This window comes from Ruegeria sp. CDSA021 (assembly GCF_059612325.1).
Map to the genome: position 1 here is coordinate 1 of NZ_JBXWQJ010000002.1, position 16,418 is coordinate 16,418.

Annotated in this window: 19 protein-coding genes; 14 read left to right on the forward strand and 5 right to left on the reverse strand. The window is 57.4% G+C overall.

Features of this window, described 5'->3' with window-relative positions; genetic code table 11:
* Positions 1 to 151 precede the first annotated feature (151 nt).
* Together AC2FLD_RS02245 and AC2FLD_RS02250 are read right to left on the reverse strand one after the other, a co-directional pair.
* Positions 152 to 751 carry a hypothetical protein gene (locus AC2FLD_RS02245; RefSeq protein WP_496667669.1) on the reverse strand — a complete coding sequence of 200 codons (600 nt, stop codon included), beginning with the start codon at positions 749 to 751 and terminating at the stop codon, positions 152 to 154.
* A 383-nt stretch (positions 752 to 1,134) separates the two neighbouring features.
* On the reverse strand, positions 1,135 to 2,406 hold the full coding sequence (locus tag AC2FLD_RS02250; protein WP_496667668.1) for a tetratricopeptide repeat protein: 1,272 nt from the start codon (positions 2,404 to 2,406) through the stop codon (positions 1,135 to 1,137).
* A gap of 577 nt (positions 2,407 to 2,983) precedes the next feature.
* On the opposite strand from AC2FLD_RS02250, the gene AC2FLD_RS02255 reads away from it, so the two are divergent.
* Positions 2,984 to 3,562: a transferrin-binding protein-like solute binding protein gene (locus AC2FLD_RS02255; RefSeq protein WP_496667667.1), complete on the forward strand. Its 579-nt coding sequence runs from the start codon at positions 2,984 to 2,986 to the stop codon at positions 3,560 to 3,562.
* 88 nt (positions 3,563 to 3,650) lie between these two features.
* Here the strand turns inward: AC2FLD_RS02255 and rpe are convergent, their stop codons facing one another.
* Positions 3,651 to 4,340 (reverse strand): ribulose-phosphate 3-epimerase, encoded by a 690-nt coding sequence (rpe, locus tag AC2FLD_RS02260; RefSeq protein ID WP_496667666.1) that lies wholly within the window; start codon positions 4,338 to 4,340, stop codon positions 3,651 to 3,653.
* A gap of 163 nt (positions 4,341 to 4,503) precedes the next feature.
* Between rpe and phnC the strand changes: the two genes are divergently transcribed.
* From phnC to AC2FLD_RS02285, 5 genes are all read left to right on the forward strand, one after another.
* Entirely contained in the window at positions 4,504 to 5,325 is an 822-nt protein-coding gene (gene phnC / locus AC2FLD_RS02265) for a phosphonate ABC transporter ATP-binding protein (RefSeq protein ID WP_496667665.1), read from the forward strand.
* A 66-nt stretch (positions 5,326 to 5,391) separates the two neighbouring features.
* Positions 5,392 to 6,294 (forward strand): phosphonate ABC transporter substrate-binding protein, encoded by a 903-nt coding sequence (gene phnD, locus AC2FLD_RS02270; protein ID WP_496667664.1) that lies wholly within the window; start codon positions 5,392 to 5,394, stop codon positions 6,292 to 6,294.
* A 67-nt stretch (positions 6,295 to 6,361) separates the two neighbouring features.
* Positions 6,362 to 7,243, forward strand: a complete 882-nt coding sequence (gene phnE / locus AC2FLD_RS02275; RefSeq protein WP_496667663.1) for a phosphonate ABC transporter, permease protein PhnE — start codon at positions 6,362 to 6,364, stop codon at positions 7,241 to 7,243.
* Positions 7,240 to 8,607 (forward strand): phosphonate ABC transporter, permease protein PhnE, encoded by a 1,368-nt coding sequence (gene phnE, locus AC2FLD_RS02280; RefSeq protein WP_496667662.1) that lies wholly within the window; start codon positions 7,240 to 7,242, stop codon positions 8,605 to 8,607. Before phnE (AC2FLD_RS02275) ends, phnE (AC2FLD_RS02280) begins: the two co-directional genes overlap by 4 nt.
* Before the next feature lie 23 nt (positions 8,608 to 8,630).
* Positions 8,631 to 9,245, forward strand: coding sequence for an LbetaH domain-containing protein (locus AC2FLD_RS02285; protein WP_496667661.1), 615 nt, complete (start codon positions 8,631 to 8,633; stop codon positions 9,243 to 9,245).
* Positions 9,246 to 9,333: 88 nt separating this feature from the next.
* Here AC2FLD_RS02285 and phnF read toward each other — a convergent pair whose 3' ends face one another.
* Positions 9,334 to 10,044 (reverse strand): phosphonate metabolism transcriptional regulator PhnF, encoded by a 711-nt coding sequence (gene phnF, locus AC2FLD_RS02290; RefSeq protein ID WP_496667660.1) that lies wholly within the window; start codon positions 10,042 to 10,044, stop codon positions 9,334 to 9,336.
* A gap of 103 nt (positions 10,045 to 10,147) precedes the next feature.
* Here phnF and phnG point away from each other — a divergent pair, with 103 nt between their 5' ends.
* From phnG to phnN, 8 genes are read left to right on the forward strand one after another with little or no spacing between them, the layout of a single operon-like run.
* Positions 10,148 to 10,606: a phosphonate C-P lyase system protein PhnG gene (gene phnG, locus AC2FLD_RS02295; protein ID WP_496667659.1), complete on the forward strand. Its 459-nt coding sequence runs from the start codon at positions 10,148 to 10,150 to the stop codon at positions 10,604 to 10,606.
* Complete coding sequence (gene phnH, locus AC2FLD_RS02300) at positions 10,606 to 11,181, forward strand: phosphonate C-P lyase system protein PhnH (RefSeq protein ID WP_496667658.1); 576 nt, start codon at positions 10,606 to 10,608, stop codon at positions 11,179 to 11,181. Before phnG ends, phnH begins: the two co-directional genes overlap by 1 nt.
* Before the next feature lie 3 nt (positions 11,182 to 11,184).
* Positions 11,185 to 12,276, forward strand: coding sequence for a carbon-phosphorus lyase complex subunit (locus AC2FLD_RS02305; RefSeq protein WP_496667657.1), 1,092 nt, complete (start codon positions 11,185 to 11,187; stop codon positions 12,274 to 12,276).
* The gene (locus AC2FLD_RS02310) at positions 12,273 to 12,869 is read left to right on the forward strand and encodes an HAD family hydrolase (protein WP_496667656.1); all 597 of its coding nucleotides are present in this window, start codon (positions 12,273 to 12,275) and stop codon (positions 12,867 to 12,869) included. Before AC2FLD_RS02305 ends, AC2FLD_RS02310 begins: the two co-directional genes overlap by 4 nt.
* A complete protein-coding gene (locus AC2FLD_RS02315; protein ID WP_496667655.1) occupies positions 12,866 to 13,726 on the forward strand; it encodes an alpha-D-ribose 1-methylphosphonate 5-phosphate C-P-lyase PhnJ in 861 nt (286 codons plus the stop codon). The genes AC2FLD_RS02310 and AC2FLD_RS02315 overlap by 4 nt, the downstream gene beginning before the upstream one ends.
* Positions 13,723 to 14,493: a phosphonate C-P lyase system protein PhnK gene (gene phnK / locus AC2FLD_RS02320; protein WP_496667654.1), complete on the forward strand. Its 771-nt coding sequence runs from the start codon at positions 13,723 to 13,725 to the stop codon at positions 14,491 to 14,493. Before AC2FLD_RS02315 ends, phnK begins: the two co-directional genes overlap by 4 nt.
* A gap of 22 nt (positions 14,494 to 14,515) precedes the next feature.
* Positions 14,516 to 15,199, forward strand: coding sequence for a phosphonate C-P lyase system protein PhnL (gene phnL / locus AC2FLD_RS02325; RefSeq protein ID WP_496667653.1), 684 nt, complete (start codon positions 14,516 to 14,518; stop codon positions 15,197 to 15,199).
* The gene (phnN, locus tag AC2FLD_RS02330) at positions 15,196 to 15,744 is read left to right on the forward strand and encodes a phosphonate metabolism protein/1,5-bisphosphokinase (PRPP-forming) PhnN (protein WP_496667652.1); all 549 of its coding nucleotides are present in this window, start codon (positions 15,196 to 15,198) and stop codon (positions 15,742 to 15,744) included. The genes phnL and phnN overlap by 4 nt, the downstream gene beginning before the upstream one ends.
* On the opposite strand, the gene AC2FLD_RS02335 is transcribed toward phnN, so the two are convergent.
* On the reverse strand, positions 15,726 to 16,409 hold the full coding sequence (locus AC2FLD_RS02335; RefSeq protein WP_496667651.1) for a DUF1045 domain-containing protein: 684 nt from the start codon (positions 16,407 to 16,409) through the stop codon (positions 15,726 to 15,728). The two genes, phnN and AC2FLD_RS02335, sit on opposite strands and share 19 nt — an antisense overlap.
* Positions 16,410 to 16,418 lie beyond the last annotated feature (9 nt).

Here is a 16,418-nt window from a genome sequence, read left to right on the forward strand (position 1 = left end):
ACCGTTGGCGCCGGCGTTGTGTCGAAGATCGTAGAATAATCGATAGGCCGGGCTTCAGCCCGGCACATCGGTGAGACAAAGAAGGCCGCCCCACAAGGGGCGGCCTTTTTTGTTGAATAATACGTGCCGCTTAAGTTGTTCAGGGTTAGTGTCATAGTAGTGTGTCGAGGGTGAAGTCAGACAATACTAGTCGGCTAGAAATTTCTTGTGCTTGTGTGCGTCCAGAATACGTTCGCCAACCTATGGACCCAGTTTCATCGTCGATGACAATCTCAGCATGAACATTTTTCTGATTTCGGATGCGCTCAGGTTGGAGTTTGGCCAAGGGTATTCTGAAAGCATTCAACCTATCTCGAACTGGCTTCAATGAGTTGCAGCGAAAACAGTTAGCTTGATTGCAATAAGTGGAGTTGTGCGTTCGTGAAGCACAGGGAACTTCACATGTCTCTCGAATGACTTCGTAAACTGAAAATAGCCACATTTTCGAAAGGCTAATTTGAAGAAAAAGAACCCCTCCATCGAACTTAGTTCCATATCGCTCTATTGCTAGCGCTTGCTCACGCTCCAGATCTCTTAATATCAGATCAAAATTCGCATCCAGATGTTCACATGCGTGTCCAAAGCTGTCATTTCTTGTATAGGCCAGCTTTGTGCCGACTTCGCACCATTTATCGTAAATATTCCTGTGATTGGCGCGCGCATTCTCAATTAATCTTTGCAAGCTAAAGGCGGTGGAAAATTCTTGAAGCATAGCTGTCTTGTTCGGTTGAGTGATTGATCGTTTGGGAACCTCATAACGTTCTAAATCTTAAGTCAGCAAAACCCCCTTACCAACACCGCCGATGCCCGCGAGTTCTCAACAAGAACGTCAAGGCGGGGTGATTCCCGCCTTTTGGGGTCGATGAGGGTTAGGGACGCGCATTCAGCCTCAGCAAGAATGTAAAAAACGAACCATAGGAAACGGCGCGGGAAGGCGTTTGTGCTGTTCGCGATGATGAAGGGGCGGATTTTCTCCTCAAACAGCGTGGCTGAGGCAAAGGTTCAAACTAGGGTTTTTGAATACCGTTCAGGCTGAGAATACCCGACGAAGGAGGTGAGAACGACTGTTGACGCTAAACACCTGAGCTTTCTCAGTCAGAAACGTCTTTCGAGCCCAAGCTCAAAGTTTGTCTCGGTAAACTTATAAGCCGGGATGTCGGAATCGGTTTGGATGTATTCAATCAGACCAAAGGGGGAAAACCCGTTTCCAATGAACAGGTCGTTCTTCTCAATACGCAAACGCGACCCCCAAGACGTTTCATTCGGGTTCCCGGTCAGCAGGGGGCTAGGTGTCTTGAAAGACTTGTTTTCCAGATAGACAGAGGGCTGGAAGGTAAACCCGCCGCGGGCGTCAAATTGGCCGAACACGGTCAGCCTTTTGCGCGTGTTGTTCTCTAGCGCGTCTTCAACGGATTTGTCTGGATAGAACGCGCTGACACCGACCAGGCCGCGGCCACCGACAGAGCGTCGCACACCAAACTCTCCTTCAAAGGAATGCCCGTCAAGCGTGCTGGAACGAGGGCTGTGCAGCCTTGACCCGGTCAAAGCTCCAAATATGGAACCCCCTAACAGGTTACGCCGTTCAAAGGCAGCCTCCAGCGAGATGCGGTTCTCATAGGTTCGTCCGCCAATCAGCCGGGTTCCTATTGCAGGTCCGAACGAGCTTGTGGTGTTTTCCGACAATGTGCGCAGGCCAAACCGCCCCACGAAGATGTAGTCATCGTAGCGTGAGGTTCGGGCCTCGGTCACGTCGAAGTTGAAGGACGCATAGGCGACAGTTTGCAGATCGGAAAACCCAAGGTTCACGGGTTGTCGAAAGTTTGCTGCGCCTGTGGCCCGAACCCCGATCTCGGACGATGTATCCCGATTCAAAGTGAAAGGCAGGTTGAGACCGGCGAAATTCAGCGTGATCTGATCCGTTTCGTATTTTCTGGGATTGCCGACGGTTGTGAACCTGAGGCTGAGGTCCCAGTCAAAGCCCCGGCGCGCATCAATTTCTCGGATGAAAGCCAAAACACGTATGCGCACCGAGTCGGGCAGATCGCCAGACAGGACAGTAAAGAATTCGTTTCGCGCGCGGTTCCACTGTCGGGCCATGAAGTATGCGCGTGCCAGTTCCAACCGCACCCGGGTCAAGTTTGGGTTTGCAGCCAGAATCGCCGAGAATTTTTCGATGGCGGCCTCGGGGCGGCCATTCTGCATGTCAGCCAGGCCACTTAGAAAGACAGCTTCGATTTCAAATTGATCTGCTGTCTGCAAAACGGTTTGGGCCGAATCAGCAGCTGCCTGATGCGTGGTCATCGTGCCTGTCAGGACGAGTATACAGGCTGAAACCATCAGAGCCCTGGTGACGCGGAAGGTTTTCATCGCATGGTCCCGCAGCGGTTGAAGTTCGAAACTTGGCATGATCCAAGAAACAGCGCGTTGCGGTTTGTTCGGCCCCCAAGACAGTGTCGGTCTTGCTATTCAAATTGAAACTGTCGCATTTGAGGCAACACTGAAAAATGCCTTTAGATTGAATTGATAACACGACTTGCGCCGTATGGATGAATTACTACTGTTTCGCCAAAACGTTGACTACGGAGCAGTTATGAATACCAAGATTAGTTGCAGGTTTGCAGCAATATTTCCGATTGTATTTTTGAGCGCCTGCGGCGGTATCGCCGGGTTGGATTTTGATCTGGATGATGATGACTCATCTTCGGGCGGGTCGGGTGTGTAGGGGCCAGTTTCGACGACACCTGCGCAAAAAATAAACCTGCCGCAGGACGGTACCGCGACATTGAACGGTCGTGCGGTTGTTCAGACTTTTACGACGAATCAAACTACGCGTGCCGTGGCTGTTCAAAGCCAATCGATTCCTTCAAGTTCCAGCGTAACCGTGTCTACAAGCGGGGGCGACATCATCGCATTTACCGGTTCTGCTACCGGGTCGAATGTGAATTTGGACAGCCGTACTGGTGACAACGTGCAACAGGGTGCAGTTACGGCGGTCTTCAATTCCCCTGATCTGGATAGAGGCGCTGTGTTGCTTGACCCGTCACGCACACGGTTCGAGTATCAAACCTTCGGGTCGTGGATCGAGGGGCGCAACCAAGCAAGGGGAACTGCGGCTGCGGGCTCTTACGGATCGGTTACGCCGACGGCTGACATGCCAACGGGGCGCAACGCGTCTTACCAGGGCGCCAGCACGGGTGTTGCCCGCCTGAGTGACGGCAATCAATATCAAACCAGTTCGAACATAAATGTGACCACCGATTTTTCCAGCGCCACGATTTCAAGCACGAATACAGATGCCACCAGCTTGGTGGTCGGCGTGCCAGACCGGGCTGCGCCTGAGCTGGACTTTAGCGGCTCGGGCAGCATCTCGAATTCCGGGTTCACGGCGACGGTTGCAGGGCCTGGCACTAACGGCGAAGCATTTGGTGTGTTTTATGGGCCAAACGCCGAAGAAGTAGGTGGAACCTTCCAGGCCACAGGAGCGAATGGGGTATCTCATATCGGTGCGTTTGGCGCCGATTGATCCGCATGACAGAGCCCTCGGACATCGAGGGCTCAGTTGTTTTTGCAGGGGCTGAACGGCGTGTTTGGCTCAGCCCCAAATCTCAGAATTACGACAGGGCCGACTCGACCGCCGCCCGCACGGCCTGAATGTTTTCGCCGTACACTTCTGGTTTCGTCACTGAGCCACCTTTGAACACGGCTGATCCGGCGACCAGAACATCTGCGCCTGCTGCCGCGACCAGCGGGGCGGTCGTTGGATCAACACCACCGTCGATTTCAATATGCACCGGGCGGTCGCCGATCATCTGACGCAGCTTGCGGACCTTGCTGGTCATGTCGATGAATTTCTGCCCCCCAAAGCCCGGGTTTACGGTCATCACGCAGACCAGATCAGTGAGGTCCAGCAAGTGCTCGACCGTTTCAGCCGGAGTTCCTGGGTTCAGCGCAACACCGGCTTTCATTCCAGCGGCGCGAATTGCCTGCAGCGTGCGATGTGTATGCGGTCCGGCCTCGATATGCGCGGTCAGAATGTCAGCCCCGGCATCCGCGTAGGCTTGGATGTAAGGGTCAACTGGTGTGATCATCAGATGCACGTCCATCACAGTTTTCACATGCGGGCGAAAGGCTTTGACGGCAGGCGGGCCAAAGGTCAGGTTCGGAACGAAATGGCCATCCATGACATCCACGTGGACCCAATCCGCGCCTTGTGCCTCGATGGCCTGAATTTCTTGCCCGAAATTGGCGAAATCAGCGGACAGGATCGACGGTGCGATCTTGATGGTGCGGTCAAAGCTCATGGTGGCCTCGTATCAGCTAAAGAGTCGCCGATGCGTATACCTGCGGGGCAACGGGTTGGATAGCCCCAGCACACCGGGGTGCGTTACAAAACTTTCACGACGATGACACATATTCTTTGAACGGTATCTGTAGCTGACCGCCAATACGAATTGGGGGTGGCCTGTGCTGCATATCAAGAAACTGACCAAACGCTTCGGTGACAACGTCGCGGTGGATGCCGCGACGCTGGATGTAGATAAGCCCTGCATGATAGGGATCATCGGACGATCTGGTGCAGGCAAGTCGACGCTGCTGCGGATGATCAACCGACTGACGGATGCCAGCGACGGTGAAATCCTGTTCGAAGGCCGCGATGTGACGCAAGTGAAGGGCCGCGACAAGCGCGCTTGGCAGGCTGATTGCGCCATGATCTTTCAGCAGTTCAACTTGGTGCCGCGCATGGATGTGGTGTCGAACGTTTTGCACGGAACGCTGAACCGCCAGTCGACACTGGCCACCATGTTCAACCTGTTTCCGATGGATGAAATCCATCGCGCTATCGACATCTTGGACCGTCTGGGTATTGCAGAGCACGCACCGAAGCGCGCCGAGGCCCTGTCGGGCGGCCAACAACAACGTGTCGCCATCGCACGTGCCCTGATGCAGGACCCAAAGATCATTCTGGCAGACGAGCCCATCGCTTCGCTGGACCCGATGAACGCTCAGGTTGTGATGCAGGCGCTGCGACGCATTTACGAAGAAGATGGCCGTACCGTCATCGCCAACCTGCACACGCTGGATACCGCGCGCCGCTATTGCGACCGCGTGGTGGGTATGCGCGACGGGCGCATCGTCTTTGACGGCTTGCCCGAGCAGCTGACAACCGGTGTTGCACGAGAGATTTACGGTGCCGACGCAAGCTTCTCGGAAGAGGCGACATCGACCGAGATCGAAACTCTGGACGCCACCCAGAAGGCCCTGATGGAAGCGGAAGCGACCATCTGAGCCACCAACCCCCTTTCATCGCCCGGCCCGATGAAAGGCCGGGGCAAACAAACTGGAGAGAGACAGATGAATAAACTGATTGCTGCCATTGCGGCTACCACTGCGCTTGCCGCCCCGGCCATGGCTCAGGACATCAGCGAATTCCGCATCGGAATACTGGGCGGTGAGAACGCTCAGGACCGTCTGAACAACAACGAATGCCTGCGTGAATACACCGAAGAGGCGCTGGGTGTTGAGACCAAACTGTTTGCGCCTGCCGACTATAACGGTGTGATCCAGGGTCTGCTGGGCGGCACCATCGACATGGCATGGTTGGGCGCGTCGGGTTACGCCAAAACCTATCTGAGCGATCCTGAAGCGGTTGAGCCGGTTCTGGTTAAGGTGAACGTGGATGGCGGCTACGGCTATTACTCGATCGGGTTTGCCCGCAAGGACAGCGGCGTCGCCTCGCTGGACGACATGAAAGGCAAGACCTTTGGATTTGGCGATCCGAATTCGACCTCGGGTTACCTGATCCCGTCCATCGAAATCCCACAGGCCACTGGTGCCACCATGGATTCGGGTGACTACTTTGGCGAAGTGAAGTTCACCGGCGGTCACGAGCAGACCATCGTCGCAGTCAACAATGGTGATGTTGACGGTGGAGTCACATGGGCTGACGGTCTGGGCAATTGGGAAGACGGATACAACTCGGGCGCGCTGCGTCGTGCCGTTGATGCCGGTCTGGTCGACATGAACGACATGGTTGAAATCTGGAAATCCAAGCCGATCCCGGAAGGTCCGGTTGTTCTGCGTACCGCGCTGCCTGCGGATGTCAAAGAAAAGATGACAGCCCTGATGGCTGGTCTGCACGAGAAAGACCGTGACTGCTTCTACGGCGTTGCCGCAGGTGAGGCGAAAGCGTTCGAGCCGATCACGCATGATGCCTACGAAATCATCATCGAAGCACGCAAGCTGAAGTCCAACTAAGCCTGCATATCCAATGTTCGGGGTTCGGTGAAAATCCGGGCCCCGTTTTTCCACTCTGGAGCATTCCATGACAGACCTGACTGCTGGGTCCCCGACCGTCGATCAGATCCGCGACGAATACACCGCGATGGCGCGACGCAAGAGGGTCTATGGTGGTATCCTTCTGATCTTGTTCGTGGCCATGATGGCCGCAGGATTCCGCACAGCCGACGGCCGCAATGCGGGCAGCTTCATCGACGGCTGGCGACGGATTTTTGACTATCCGACCGAGGTTCTGTCCGAGGCGTGGGAAAAGATCGCCGAGATGCCGGCGAACCTTGTTGAGTTCTTCCCGGCGCTTGTTGAAACCTTGAATATTGCCGCAGCGGCCACTTTGGTTGGTGCAATATTGGGAACGTTCCTGTCGCTGATGTCGACGCGCGGCATGGCCTACTGGCCATCGCTGATCCCACTGTTCCGCCGTATCTCGGATGTCTTCCGGGCAATCCCCGAGATCGTCATCGCGTTGGTTCTGATCTTTGTTCTGGGTGGTGGCCCGGTGCCTGCAATGATTGCGATTGCCATCCACACGGCGGGCGCGCTGGGTAAGCTGTTTTCCGAGGTCAACGAAAACGCCTCGCTGAAGCCGGTCGAGGGGCTGCAGTCCGTCGGCGCCAACTGGTCCCAGCGCATGTATCTGGGTGTGATCCCTCAAGTCGGACCGAACTATGTCAGCTATGCGCTGTTGCGGTTTGAAATCAATATCCGCGCCTCGGCCATCCTTGGGTTCGTGGGTGCCGGTGGTCTGGGCTATGAGCTGCGCAACGCCATGTCCTGGGGGCAGGGGCGTTATGATGAGGCTGCGGCCATTTTCCTTTTGCTTTTCGTAACAATCGTCGTCGTAGACCAGCTGTCTGGTGTCCTGCGCGACCGTCTGACTCATGGGTCGGAAAAAGGAGCCTCGGCATGAGCACCTTCGCAACCAATCTGTCTGTCGATGAGCTCAAGGCTGAAGCGGACCGCCTGTTCAGCCGCAAGAGGCTGATGAATTTCGGGTTGCCCGCTCTGGTGCTGGCTTATCTGGTCTACGTCTTCTTCGCCTTTGACGTGCCGGGAATTGCAGCGCGCGCGAATTGGGAAAACGGCAAGACGCTGGTGTCTGACAGCTACAGTTACAAAACCCATATCGAGCGTGACAACCGCACCGGCGAAGTCTCTGCCGCGATCGAGGGCGAGCGCAAAGGCGCATATCCCGAAGGTCAGGCCCCGGATTGGGTAGCATTGGGTGAGACAACGGTGATTGATCTCGAAGATGGTCACGTTGTGCGCTTTGGTCCTGAGACGGTGGAATATGACATTCCCGGCTATGGCACCATCCGCGCGACGCCTTCGCGGGCAGCCGGTGTGCAGGCGGAATTTCCCAGCAGAGAAGTCCCGGACTGGATCAACGTATCCAAGAACCGGCTAGCTGTGACCACTGACGCGGGTCGTTTGACAGTCACGCGCAACCGGTCGGAGGTGTTCCGCTATTTCACAGGGTGGGAGCTGTTCTGGTTCACGCTCGACAGTCCTTACTATGGAAAGTCGTTCCCGGAACTGGCCGGGCGCGCAGCGTCGGGCGAAGCGGGTGCGATCCTAAATGATTTCTGGACCAACAAGATGTGGCGGCATCAGGACGTGGCTTGGGCCATCTTTGAAACGATCCTGATGGCGTTTCTGGGTACGCTGGGCGCGGCCATGGTCGCCCTGCCGCTGGCCTTCCTTGCGACACGCAATTTCAACCCGATGAAATCCGTCCGCTTTGCAACGCGCCGTGTGTTTGACTTCGTTCGCGGCGTGGATGCGTTGATCTGGACCGTAGTCCTCGCCCGCGCCTTTGGTCCCGGACCGTTGACGGGCGCACTGGCCATTCTTGTTACGGATACGGGGACCTTCGGCAAAATCTTCTCGGAAGCGTTGGAGAATGTGGATCAGAAGCAGATCGAAGGCGTGCAGTCCACGGGCGCAAACGCCCCCCAACGGTATCGGTTTGGGGTTATCCCTCAGGTCACGCCTGTCCTGCTCAGCCAATTGTTGTACTTCCTTGAATCCAACACCCGCAGTGCGACGGTGATTGGTGCGATCACAGGCGGTGGTATTGGTCTTTTGCTGACACAGGCGATTATCACGCAGAAAGATTGGGAAGAGGTCGCCTATTACATCGTGCTGATCATCCTGATGGTGATGCTGATGGATTGGTTCTCGGGGTGGCTGCGCAAACGTCTCATTCAAGGTGAAACGGGCAAAAAGCGTAAACCGCGCGATCCCAATCGCAAGCGGTTCCTGCTGCCCTGAACTGAGTTAAGGAAGTCAAGAAAATGGCCAGGCTTAGTGCGGATCAACCGTTCATCCATCCCGACTGCCAAGTCACAAACAGCAGCTTTGGCGCATATGTGGAAATTGGCGCAGGCAGTCGGATCGCGAACTCGAACTGGGGGGATTACTCCTATTGTGACAGGACGTGTGATATCGCAAATGCAGAGATCGGCAAATTTGCGAATATTGCAAGCTTCACGCGGATAGGGGCCACGGATCACCCGCTGGAAAAAGCATCTCTGCATCATTTCCACTACCGTTCGGCGGATTACTGGGACGACGCAAAGGATGATGCGGACTGGTTCGCGCGTCGCGCCGGTCGGACGGCCCGGATCGGGCACGATACCTGGATCGGACATGCCGCGATCATCAAGCCGGAAGTCATGATTGGCAACGGAGCAGTCATTGCATCTGGGGCGATTGTCACCAAAGACGTGCCACCTTATACGATCGTTGCTGGCGTAACCGCCCAATCTATACGTCGCAGGTTCCCTGAGGATGTGGCGGACCGGATGGAGCAACTGTCCTGGTGGGACTGGGACAACGCGCGTCTGAGGACAGCTTTGCCCGATTTTCGAAACATGCGCGCTGAGGCGTTCCTGGAGAAATACGAATAGGTTTCGCAATCGTCTGGCCAGAGTTCCCGCGCCGAACGGGATGAGATCTCCGTAAGGAGGTCGAGGACGAGCGGGAGACCTTGCTGGTCTATTCTTCGTTCAGTGTCAGCGTGACACGCTCTCCCGCGAAAACGGTTCGGCCATATTCTACCGGTTGGCCATCGGGGTCCGCGTTTACGCCGACCGAGAACAAAACCGGAGCCCCTTCGGACAGTTGAAGCTGTAAGGCCTGTGTTGCGGTTGCACCGCGTGCGGTCAAGCGGGTCGAGATGCGCGTGTAATCTGCGATGCCGCAAGCCTGCAGAGCTTTTGTGACAGACTGCGTTTCGGTCAATGTCTGCACCAGATCGGGAAAACGCGCTGCTGGAAAAACGCTTTGAAACACGGCCACAGGCTGCCCGTCCGCCAATGAAAGGCCGTCATAGACATGCACAGGATCACCCTTGTCCAAACCCAGGGCGTCCGCTTCGGCTTCATCTGCCGCGCGTGTGGTGAGGGTCAGAATTTTCTTACCCGGTATTTTGCCGCTGGCCGAGATGTTCTTGTGATATCGCACCCTTTTGCCGATCGGGTAATCCGTTGGTCGCGCCGCCACAAACACGCCTGCGCCACGCCGGGCGTGGACCAGACCTTGTTCTGACATGTCGGCCAGTGCGCGCCGCACCGTGTGGCGATTGACGCCATACGTGGCAGCCAATTGTGCCTCGGTCGGCAAGCGATCTCCGGTTTGATAGCGCTCCTCGGCGATGTCCGAAGTCAGGCGCAGGGCTATGCTTTTCCAGATCGGTGTTTTGTTCATGTCATCAAATCTTCACACAGTTGCAGATTGCGCCTCGGAAGCCAAAAAGCTAATATTTGTCTAGTTGTATAGTTCATGTAGACAACCCGGCCAAGAGGCTTTGATGACAGAAAACACAAATATCACGACCGAGGCGCGGAAGGATTGGATGGGCCTGCTGGCCCGTGCGCCGGAAGACGCCCTGATGTCGCTATGGGACAGCATTCAGGACCGCCCGAGTTTTGAATTGCTGCGCAGTCCCGAAGTGGGCGGCGTCATGGTGCGTGGACGCACCGGTGGCACCGGTGCACCGTTCAACCTGGGCGAAATGACCGTCACGCGCTGCTCGGTCGTGCTGCAGGATGGCACGGTCGGTCACGGATATGTTCAGGGCAGGTCGAAGCCCAAGGCAGAAGCTGCGGCATTGGTTGATGCCATGATGCAGACGTCAGCTGCGGGTGAATTGCAGGCACAACTGCTCGACCCTTTGCACCAGCAGATGCAGGCGGTCAAAACCGCGCGTGCTGCCAAGGCGGCGGCCACGAAGGTCGAGTTTTTCACGCTGGTTCGAGGGGAAGACTGATGGCGGCACAAACACAGTTTTCCGGCGGCTTTGAAAACGCACCTGTCCAGGCCGCCCATGCGTTCCGCGCGGCCATGACTGTTATGGCGCGTCCGGGTGAAATCCGCGCCCTGGCGGGTATTGAGCCGCCTGCGCCCCTGTCCGTGTCGGCCGGCACGCTGTTGCTGACGCTGTGCGATCCCGAAACAAAGGTTCATCTGGCAGGTGATACTGACACTGAAGCGGTGCGCAAATGGCTGACCTTCCACACAGGTGCGCCGATTGTGTCTGCGGACCAGGCAGATTTCGCCGTTGGAACGTGGCGCGCGCTGGGTCCGCTCAACGCCTATCGCATCGGAACGCCGGAATGCCCGGATCGGTCTGCGACCCTGATTGTGGAATGCGACCAGCTTGAGCAGAGCGGCGCCGTTCTGAGCGGCCCGGGGATTAAGACCACCACACGACTGTCTCTGCCGGACATCTCAGCGCTTCAGGGCAATGCGACGCTCTTTCCTCTGGGGTGCGATTTCTTCTTTACCAGTTGTGACAAGATCGCGGCCCTGCCGCGCAGCACGCAGATCAGGACAGAGGGCTAAGCGATGTATGTTGCTGTCAAAGGGGGCGAAAAAGCCATCGAGAACGCCCATACGTGGCTGGCTGAAGAGCGCCGTGGTGCGACAGATGTGGCGGAGCTGACCCTTGCGCAGATCCGTGAACAGCTGAGCCTTGCGGTGAACCGCGTCATGGCTGAAGGGTCCTTGTTCGACCCCGATCTTGCTGCGCTGGCCATCAAACAGGCGCGAGGCGATCTGATCGAGGCGATTTTCCTCATCCGCGCCTATCGCACGACACTGCCGCGATTTGGCTATTCCAATCCAGTTGAAACTGGTGAGATGGCCTGCGACCGCCGAATCTCGGCTACGTTCAAGGATGCGCCCGGGGGGCAGGTTCTGGGGCCGACATTTGATTACACGCACCGTTTGCTGGACTTCAAACTAGCAGCTGATGGTGAAATCCCCGAGGCTCCTCAGGGCCCTGCACGTCAGGAACCGACGCCCCATATTACTGAATTTCTGAAGGGTGAGGACATCATTCAGGATGAACCGGCGAGTGATGAGACCCCGGGTGATCTGACGCGTGAACCGATGGAATTTCCGTCCAACCGTCCCCTGCGCCTGCAATCGCTGACACGCGGGGATGAGGGATTTGTACTGGGCATGGCCTATTCCACCCAGCGTGGCTACGCCCGCAACCACGCTTTTGTGGGTGAGTTGCGGATTGGCAAAGTCGTGGTCGTAATGGACATTCCCGAGCTGGGTTTTGCCATTGATATCGGTGAGGTCGAACTGACCGAGTGTGAGACGGTGAACCAGTTCACGGGCTCCAAGACCGAACCACCGCAGTTTACACGTGGCTATGGTCTTGTCTTTGGTCAGTCTGAACGAAAGTCCATCGCGATGGCGCTGGTCGATCGTGCCCTGCGTTGGGAAGAGCTGGGCGAAGACAATCGGGGTGCCCCTGCGCAGGATGAAGAATTCGTCCTTAGCCACGCAGATAACATTCAGGCCACCGGTTTCCTCGAACATATCAAACTGCCGCATTACGTCGACTTCCAGTCTGAACTTGAGCTGGTTCGTAAACTGCGTCGCGAGGCTGAAGAGCGTATTACGCAAAAGGAGGCCGCAGAATGAAGGCTGTCGTTTTTGACATCGGAAACGTTCTGATCCAGTGGGATCCACATCTGGCCTGGTTGGACGAGATGGGTAGCCGCGAGGCGGTAGCAGAGTTTCTGACCCGCATCGATTTCCAGGATCGGAACCTGAGGGCAGATGGCGGCGAGAACTTCACCGATCTGGCGTCTGAACTGGATGACGCCGAAGACCGGCGACGCCTGGGCGTTTACGTCGAACGCTATGCCATAACCGTTCCGCACAAGATCGAAGGGACCTGGCAGGTGCTCTATCGATTGAAAGAGCAAGGCACCCCGGTTCACGCGATCACCAATTGGTCAGCGGAAACTTGGCCTGTTGGCGTCGGCGCGCATCCGGAATTGGGCGACGTCTTTGGCGTGACCGTCGTGTCCGGGCAGGAAAGGCTGTTGAAACCGCAGCCCGAGATTTTTCATCGGTTATGTGAGCGGGCCGGGCTTGCTCCTGAGAACTGCATATTCATCGACGACGGGTTGCACAATGTCGAAGGCGCGCGCGCCGTTGGCATGGATGGCATCCACTTTACCACGCCTCAGGCGCTGGAAGGCGCGCTGATCGAAAGAGGTCTCCTATGAGCGAGTACAATTTCGCCTATCTGGACGAACAAACCAAACGAATGATCCGCCGGGCGATCCTGAAAGGTCTGGCCGTGCCGGGCTATCAGGTGCCCTTTGCCAGCCGCGAGATGCCTATGCCTTACGGCTGGGGAACGGGGGGCGTACAGGTCTCGGCCGCGACACTGACGCCCGAGGATACGTTCAAGGTGATCGATCAGGGCGCAGATGACACGACGAATGCGGTGTCGATCCGCAAGTTCTTTGAGAACACCGCAGGGGTTGCCACCACGGAAGAGACGGAAAAGGCCACTGTCATCCAGACCCGCCACCGCATCCCCGAGGCGAAGCTGCGTGAAGACCAGATCATTGTCTATCAGGTTCCGATCCCTGAGCCGTTGCGCTTCTTGGAACCGCGCGAAACCGAGACGCGCAAGATGCACAGCCTTGAGGAATACGGGCTGATGCATGTGAAACTGTATGAGGACATCAGCCAGCACGGAGCAATCTCGACCGCTTATGCCTATCCGGTGAAAGTGTCTGGCCGGTATGTGATGGACCCGTCTCCGATCCCGAAATTTGACAACCCAAAGCTCGAGATGGATGCGATCCAACTGTTCGGCGCCGGGCGTGAGCAGCGTATCTATGCGGTGCCGCCGCACACCAAGGTCGTGAGCCTCGATTTTGAGGATTACCCGTTCGAGGCGACCAAGGCCGATCATCCCTGTGACCTGTGCGGGGCCGAGGACAGCTATCTGGACGAGGTCATCATGGATGACGCAGGCAACCGGATGTTTGTCTGTTCCGATACCGATTACTGCCGGTCGCGCCGCGAGGCAGGCCATGTGGGCCGACTGGCCGAGGAGAACGCGGCATGACCCCCCTGTTGCAAGTCAAAGGCATCGAAAAGCGCTATGGTGCGCGGGTCGGATGCACGGAAGTGAATTTTGATCTCTACCCCGGGGAAGTGATGGGGATCGTCGGTGAAAGTGGCTCGGGCAAGTCGACCTTGCTGAATTGCATGGCCGGTCACCTAGAGCGGGACGCCGGGCAGGTGATCTTTGATACTCGCGTGGACGGACCTGTGGACACGGTTACCATGTCCGAACCCGAACGCCGGATGCTTAGCCGCACCGACTGGGCGTTTGTGCACCAGCACGCGCGCGACGGGCTGCGGATGTCTGTCAGCGCGGGCGGCAATATTGGTGAGCGGCTGATGGCAGTCGGCGACCGGCACTATGGCGACATTCGGGACAAGGCCGTCGACTGGCTGGGCCGGGTCGAGATTGATGCTTCTCGCGTCGATGACCGCCCCAGCGCGTTTTCCGGAGGGATGCAGCAGCGTTTGCAAATTGCGCGCAACCTGGTGACAGGTCCTCGGCTGGTGTTCATGGACGAACCGACCGGAGGGCTGGACGTTTCCGTTCAGGCGCGCCTGCTGGATCTGCTGCGCGGGCTGGTGCGCGAGATGGGGCTGAGCGCCATCATCGTGACGCACGATCTGGCTGTGGTGCGTCTGCTGGCGGACCGGTTGATGGTGATGAAAAGCGGTCATGTGGTCGAGGCCGGACTGACCGATCAGGTGCTGGACGACCCGCAACATGCTTATACGCAGTTGCTGGTGTCCAGCGTTCTGCAGGTTTGAGTATTTGGGAAAAGATGAAGCGATGATTGAACTGATCGATGTAAGCAAAAGCTTCACCCTGCATAATCAGGGCAGCGCCGTGATCCCAGTGATGGAAGGCGCGTCGCTCAAGGTTGAGCCGGGGGAATGTGTTGCTTTGACCGGCTCGTCCGGTGCAGGCAAATCCACGCTGATGCGTGTAATCTATGGCAACTATCTGGCGGCCTCTGGTCAGGTATTGGTCGGGGGGGTGGACGTTGCCAAAGCCGCGCCGCGCCAGATCCTGTCGCTGCGTCGCGACACCCTGGGTTATGTCAGCCAGTTTCTGCGGGTTGTCCCACGAGTTCCGACGCTAGAAGTTGTGGCAGAGCCACTGCTGTCTGTAGGCTGTGACAAGCAAGTGGCGCTGGACAAGGCGGCCGGGTTGTTGAAACGGCTGAATATCCCCGAGCGTTTGTGGACCCTCAGCCCCACGACATTCTCTGGCGGTGAACAGCAGCGGGTGAACATCGCGCGCGGCTTTGCTCATGAGTATCCGGCGATGTTGCTGGATGAGCCAACGGCGAGCCTGGATGCGCAGAACCGGGAAACTGTTCTGTCCCTGATCGAAGAAGCAAAGCACCGCGGTGCTGCGATTGTTGGGATTTTCCACGACCTCGAAGCACGTGAGCGGGTTTGCGACCGCGAGGTCAATGTTTCGGACTTTACAACAGGGCTGGCCGCATGACGCTTGCCCCTGTCATAGCCGTTGTCGGCCCCTCGGGCGTCGGCAAAGACAGCGTCATGCAAGCGTTGGAGGCCCGTTCGCCAGGCGTCCAGCGCTTGCGGCGTGTGATTACCCGCCCCGAAGGGGAAGAGGGCGAGGATTTCGACCGGGTGTCGGTCGAGAGATTTCAGCAGATGGACCGCGACGGTGCCTTTGCGTTGAGTTGGCCTGCGCATGGGCTGTTTTACGGCGTGCCGAACGCGATTGCGCAGCAACGGCAGGAGGCCGACGCTGTTCTGGTCAACCTGTCTCGTGCGGTTTTGGTGCAGGCGCAGGAGGTCTTTGGCGATCTGATCGTGATCTCCCTAACTGCCAAAGCCGAGGTTCTGGCACAACGACTGTCCTTAAGAGGGCGGGAAAGCGCGGGTGAGCAAGCGCAGCGGCTGGGTCGTGCCAAAGCGCCTTTACCCGACGGTTTGAAGCGGGTCATCGAAGTCGACAACTCTGGTGCGTTGGAAGACACCGTCGCCGAGATTCTGTTGCGACTTCAACCGGAGAGCGCATAGCGATGGATCAGGTGAAACCGCCCATCTTCAGCCTCGCCCATCAGGGCCAAATCGGTGATCTGAAAGGGTCGCGGCAGCAACGGGGCGAGATGGGTCTGCAGAGCGTCTTGGGTGGCCCTAAGGGTCGGTTTGTCCAGCTTGCCGCTGAGCGTGATGTGAAAGCGAAACGCGTCCAGCACGTAAGGATATCCCCACTGAACCAGATTGGCGTCCTGTTCCGGGGTCAGCCCGGCGGCGCGGCGGCGGGCCAGTTCAGCCTCAGATGCGGTTTCGCGAAAACCGTCCAACTCATGAACGCAGGCGTTGGCCAAGGTATTCAGCGCTTGCATTTCGCCCACCGGACGCAGAGCGAGAAAGCGGCCAAGCCGCGCGATCTCGAGACCATCCAACGTGACAGGCGGCTGGTTGGAGGCGAGCGAACCGCAAGCCATGTGCAAGGCCTCGTACGTATGCCCGTTGCGCAATCGGAAGGGCGGTTTGAGCGTTGCGTGCAGCCCGTATTTTCGCGGTACCGCCGTAACGGCGGCAACGTCGATGCCCCCAATGACCGGATGAGCGACCGGAGTACCGGCTTCCATGTCCCAACCCAGCCAGCTGGTTGCAAATTTCGTCCACTCGGCCCGTGCGGGTGGCGCAAAATAGATCGCGTATCGCGTGAATGTCACATTGGCCTC

Excerpts from the sequence above, each read along its gene's own strand:
- AC2FLD_RS02245 (WP_496667669.1), bottom strand. The coding sequence starts at position 751 with ATGCTTCAAGAATTTTCCACCGCCTTTAGCTTGCAAAGATTAATTGAG.
- AC2FLD_RS02250 (WP_496667668.1), bottom strand. The coding sequence starts at position 2,406 with ATGAAAACCTTCCGCGTCACCAGGGCTCTGATGGTTTCAGCCTGTATA.
- rpe (WP_496667666.1), bottom strand. The coding sequence starts at position 4,340 with ATGAGCTTTGACCGCACCATCAAGATCGCACCGTCGATCCTGTCCGCT.
- phnD (WP_496667664.1), top strand. The coding sequence starts at position 5,392 with ATGAATAAACTGATTGCTGCCATTGCGGCTACCACTGCGCTTGCCGCC.
- phnE (WP_496667663.1), top strand. The coding sequence starts at position 6,362 with ATGACAGACCTGACTGCTGGGTCCCCGACCGTCGATCAGATCCGCGAC.
- phnE (WP_496667662.1), top strand. The coding sequence starts at position 7,240 with ATGAGCACCTTCGCAACCAATCTGTCTGTCGATGAGCTCAAGGCTGAA.
- AC2FLD_RS02285 (WP_496667661.1), top strand. The coding sequence starts at position 8,631 with ATGGCCAGGCTTAGTGCGGATCAACCGTTCATCCATCCCGACTGCCAA.
- phnF (WP_496667660.1), bottom strand. The coding sequence starts at position 10,044 with ATGAACAAAACACCGATCTGGAAAAGCATAGCCCTGCGCCTGACTTCG.
- phnG (WP_496667659.1), top strand. The coding sequence starts at position 10,148 with ATGACAGAAAACACAAATATCACGACCGAGGCGCGGAAGGATTGGATG.
- phnH (WP_496667658.1), top strand. The coding sequence starts at position 10,606 with ATGGCGGCACAAACACAGTTTTCCGGCGGCTTTGAAAACGCACCTGTC.
- AC2FLD_RS02305 (WP_496667657.1), top strand. The coding sequence starts at position 11,185 with ATGTATGTTGCTGTCAAAGGGGGCGAAAAAGCCATCGAGAACGCCCAT.
- AC2FLD_RS02310 (WP_496667656.1), top strand. The coding sequence starts at position 12,273 with ATGAAGGCTGTCGTTTTTGACATCGGAAACGTTCTGATCCAGTGGGAT.
- AC2FLD_RS02315 (WP_496667655.1), top strand. The coding sequence starts at position 12,866 with ATGAGCGAGTACAATTTCGCCTATCTGGACGAACAAACCAAACGAATG.
- phnK (WP_496667654.1), top strand. The coding sequence starts at position 13,723 with ATGACCCCCCTGTTGCAAGTCAAAGGCATCGAAAAGCGCTATGGTGCG.
- phnL (WP_496667653.1), top strand. The coding sequence starts at position 14,516 with ATGATTGAACTGATCGATGTAAGCAAAAGCTTCACCCTGCATAATCAG.
- phnN (WP_496667652.1), top strand. The coding sequence starts at position 15,196 with ATGACGCTTGCCCCTGTCATAGCCGTTGTCGGCCCCTCGGGCGTCGGC.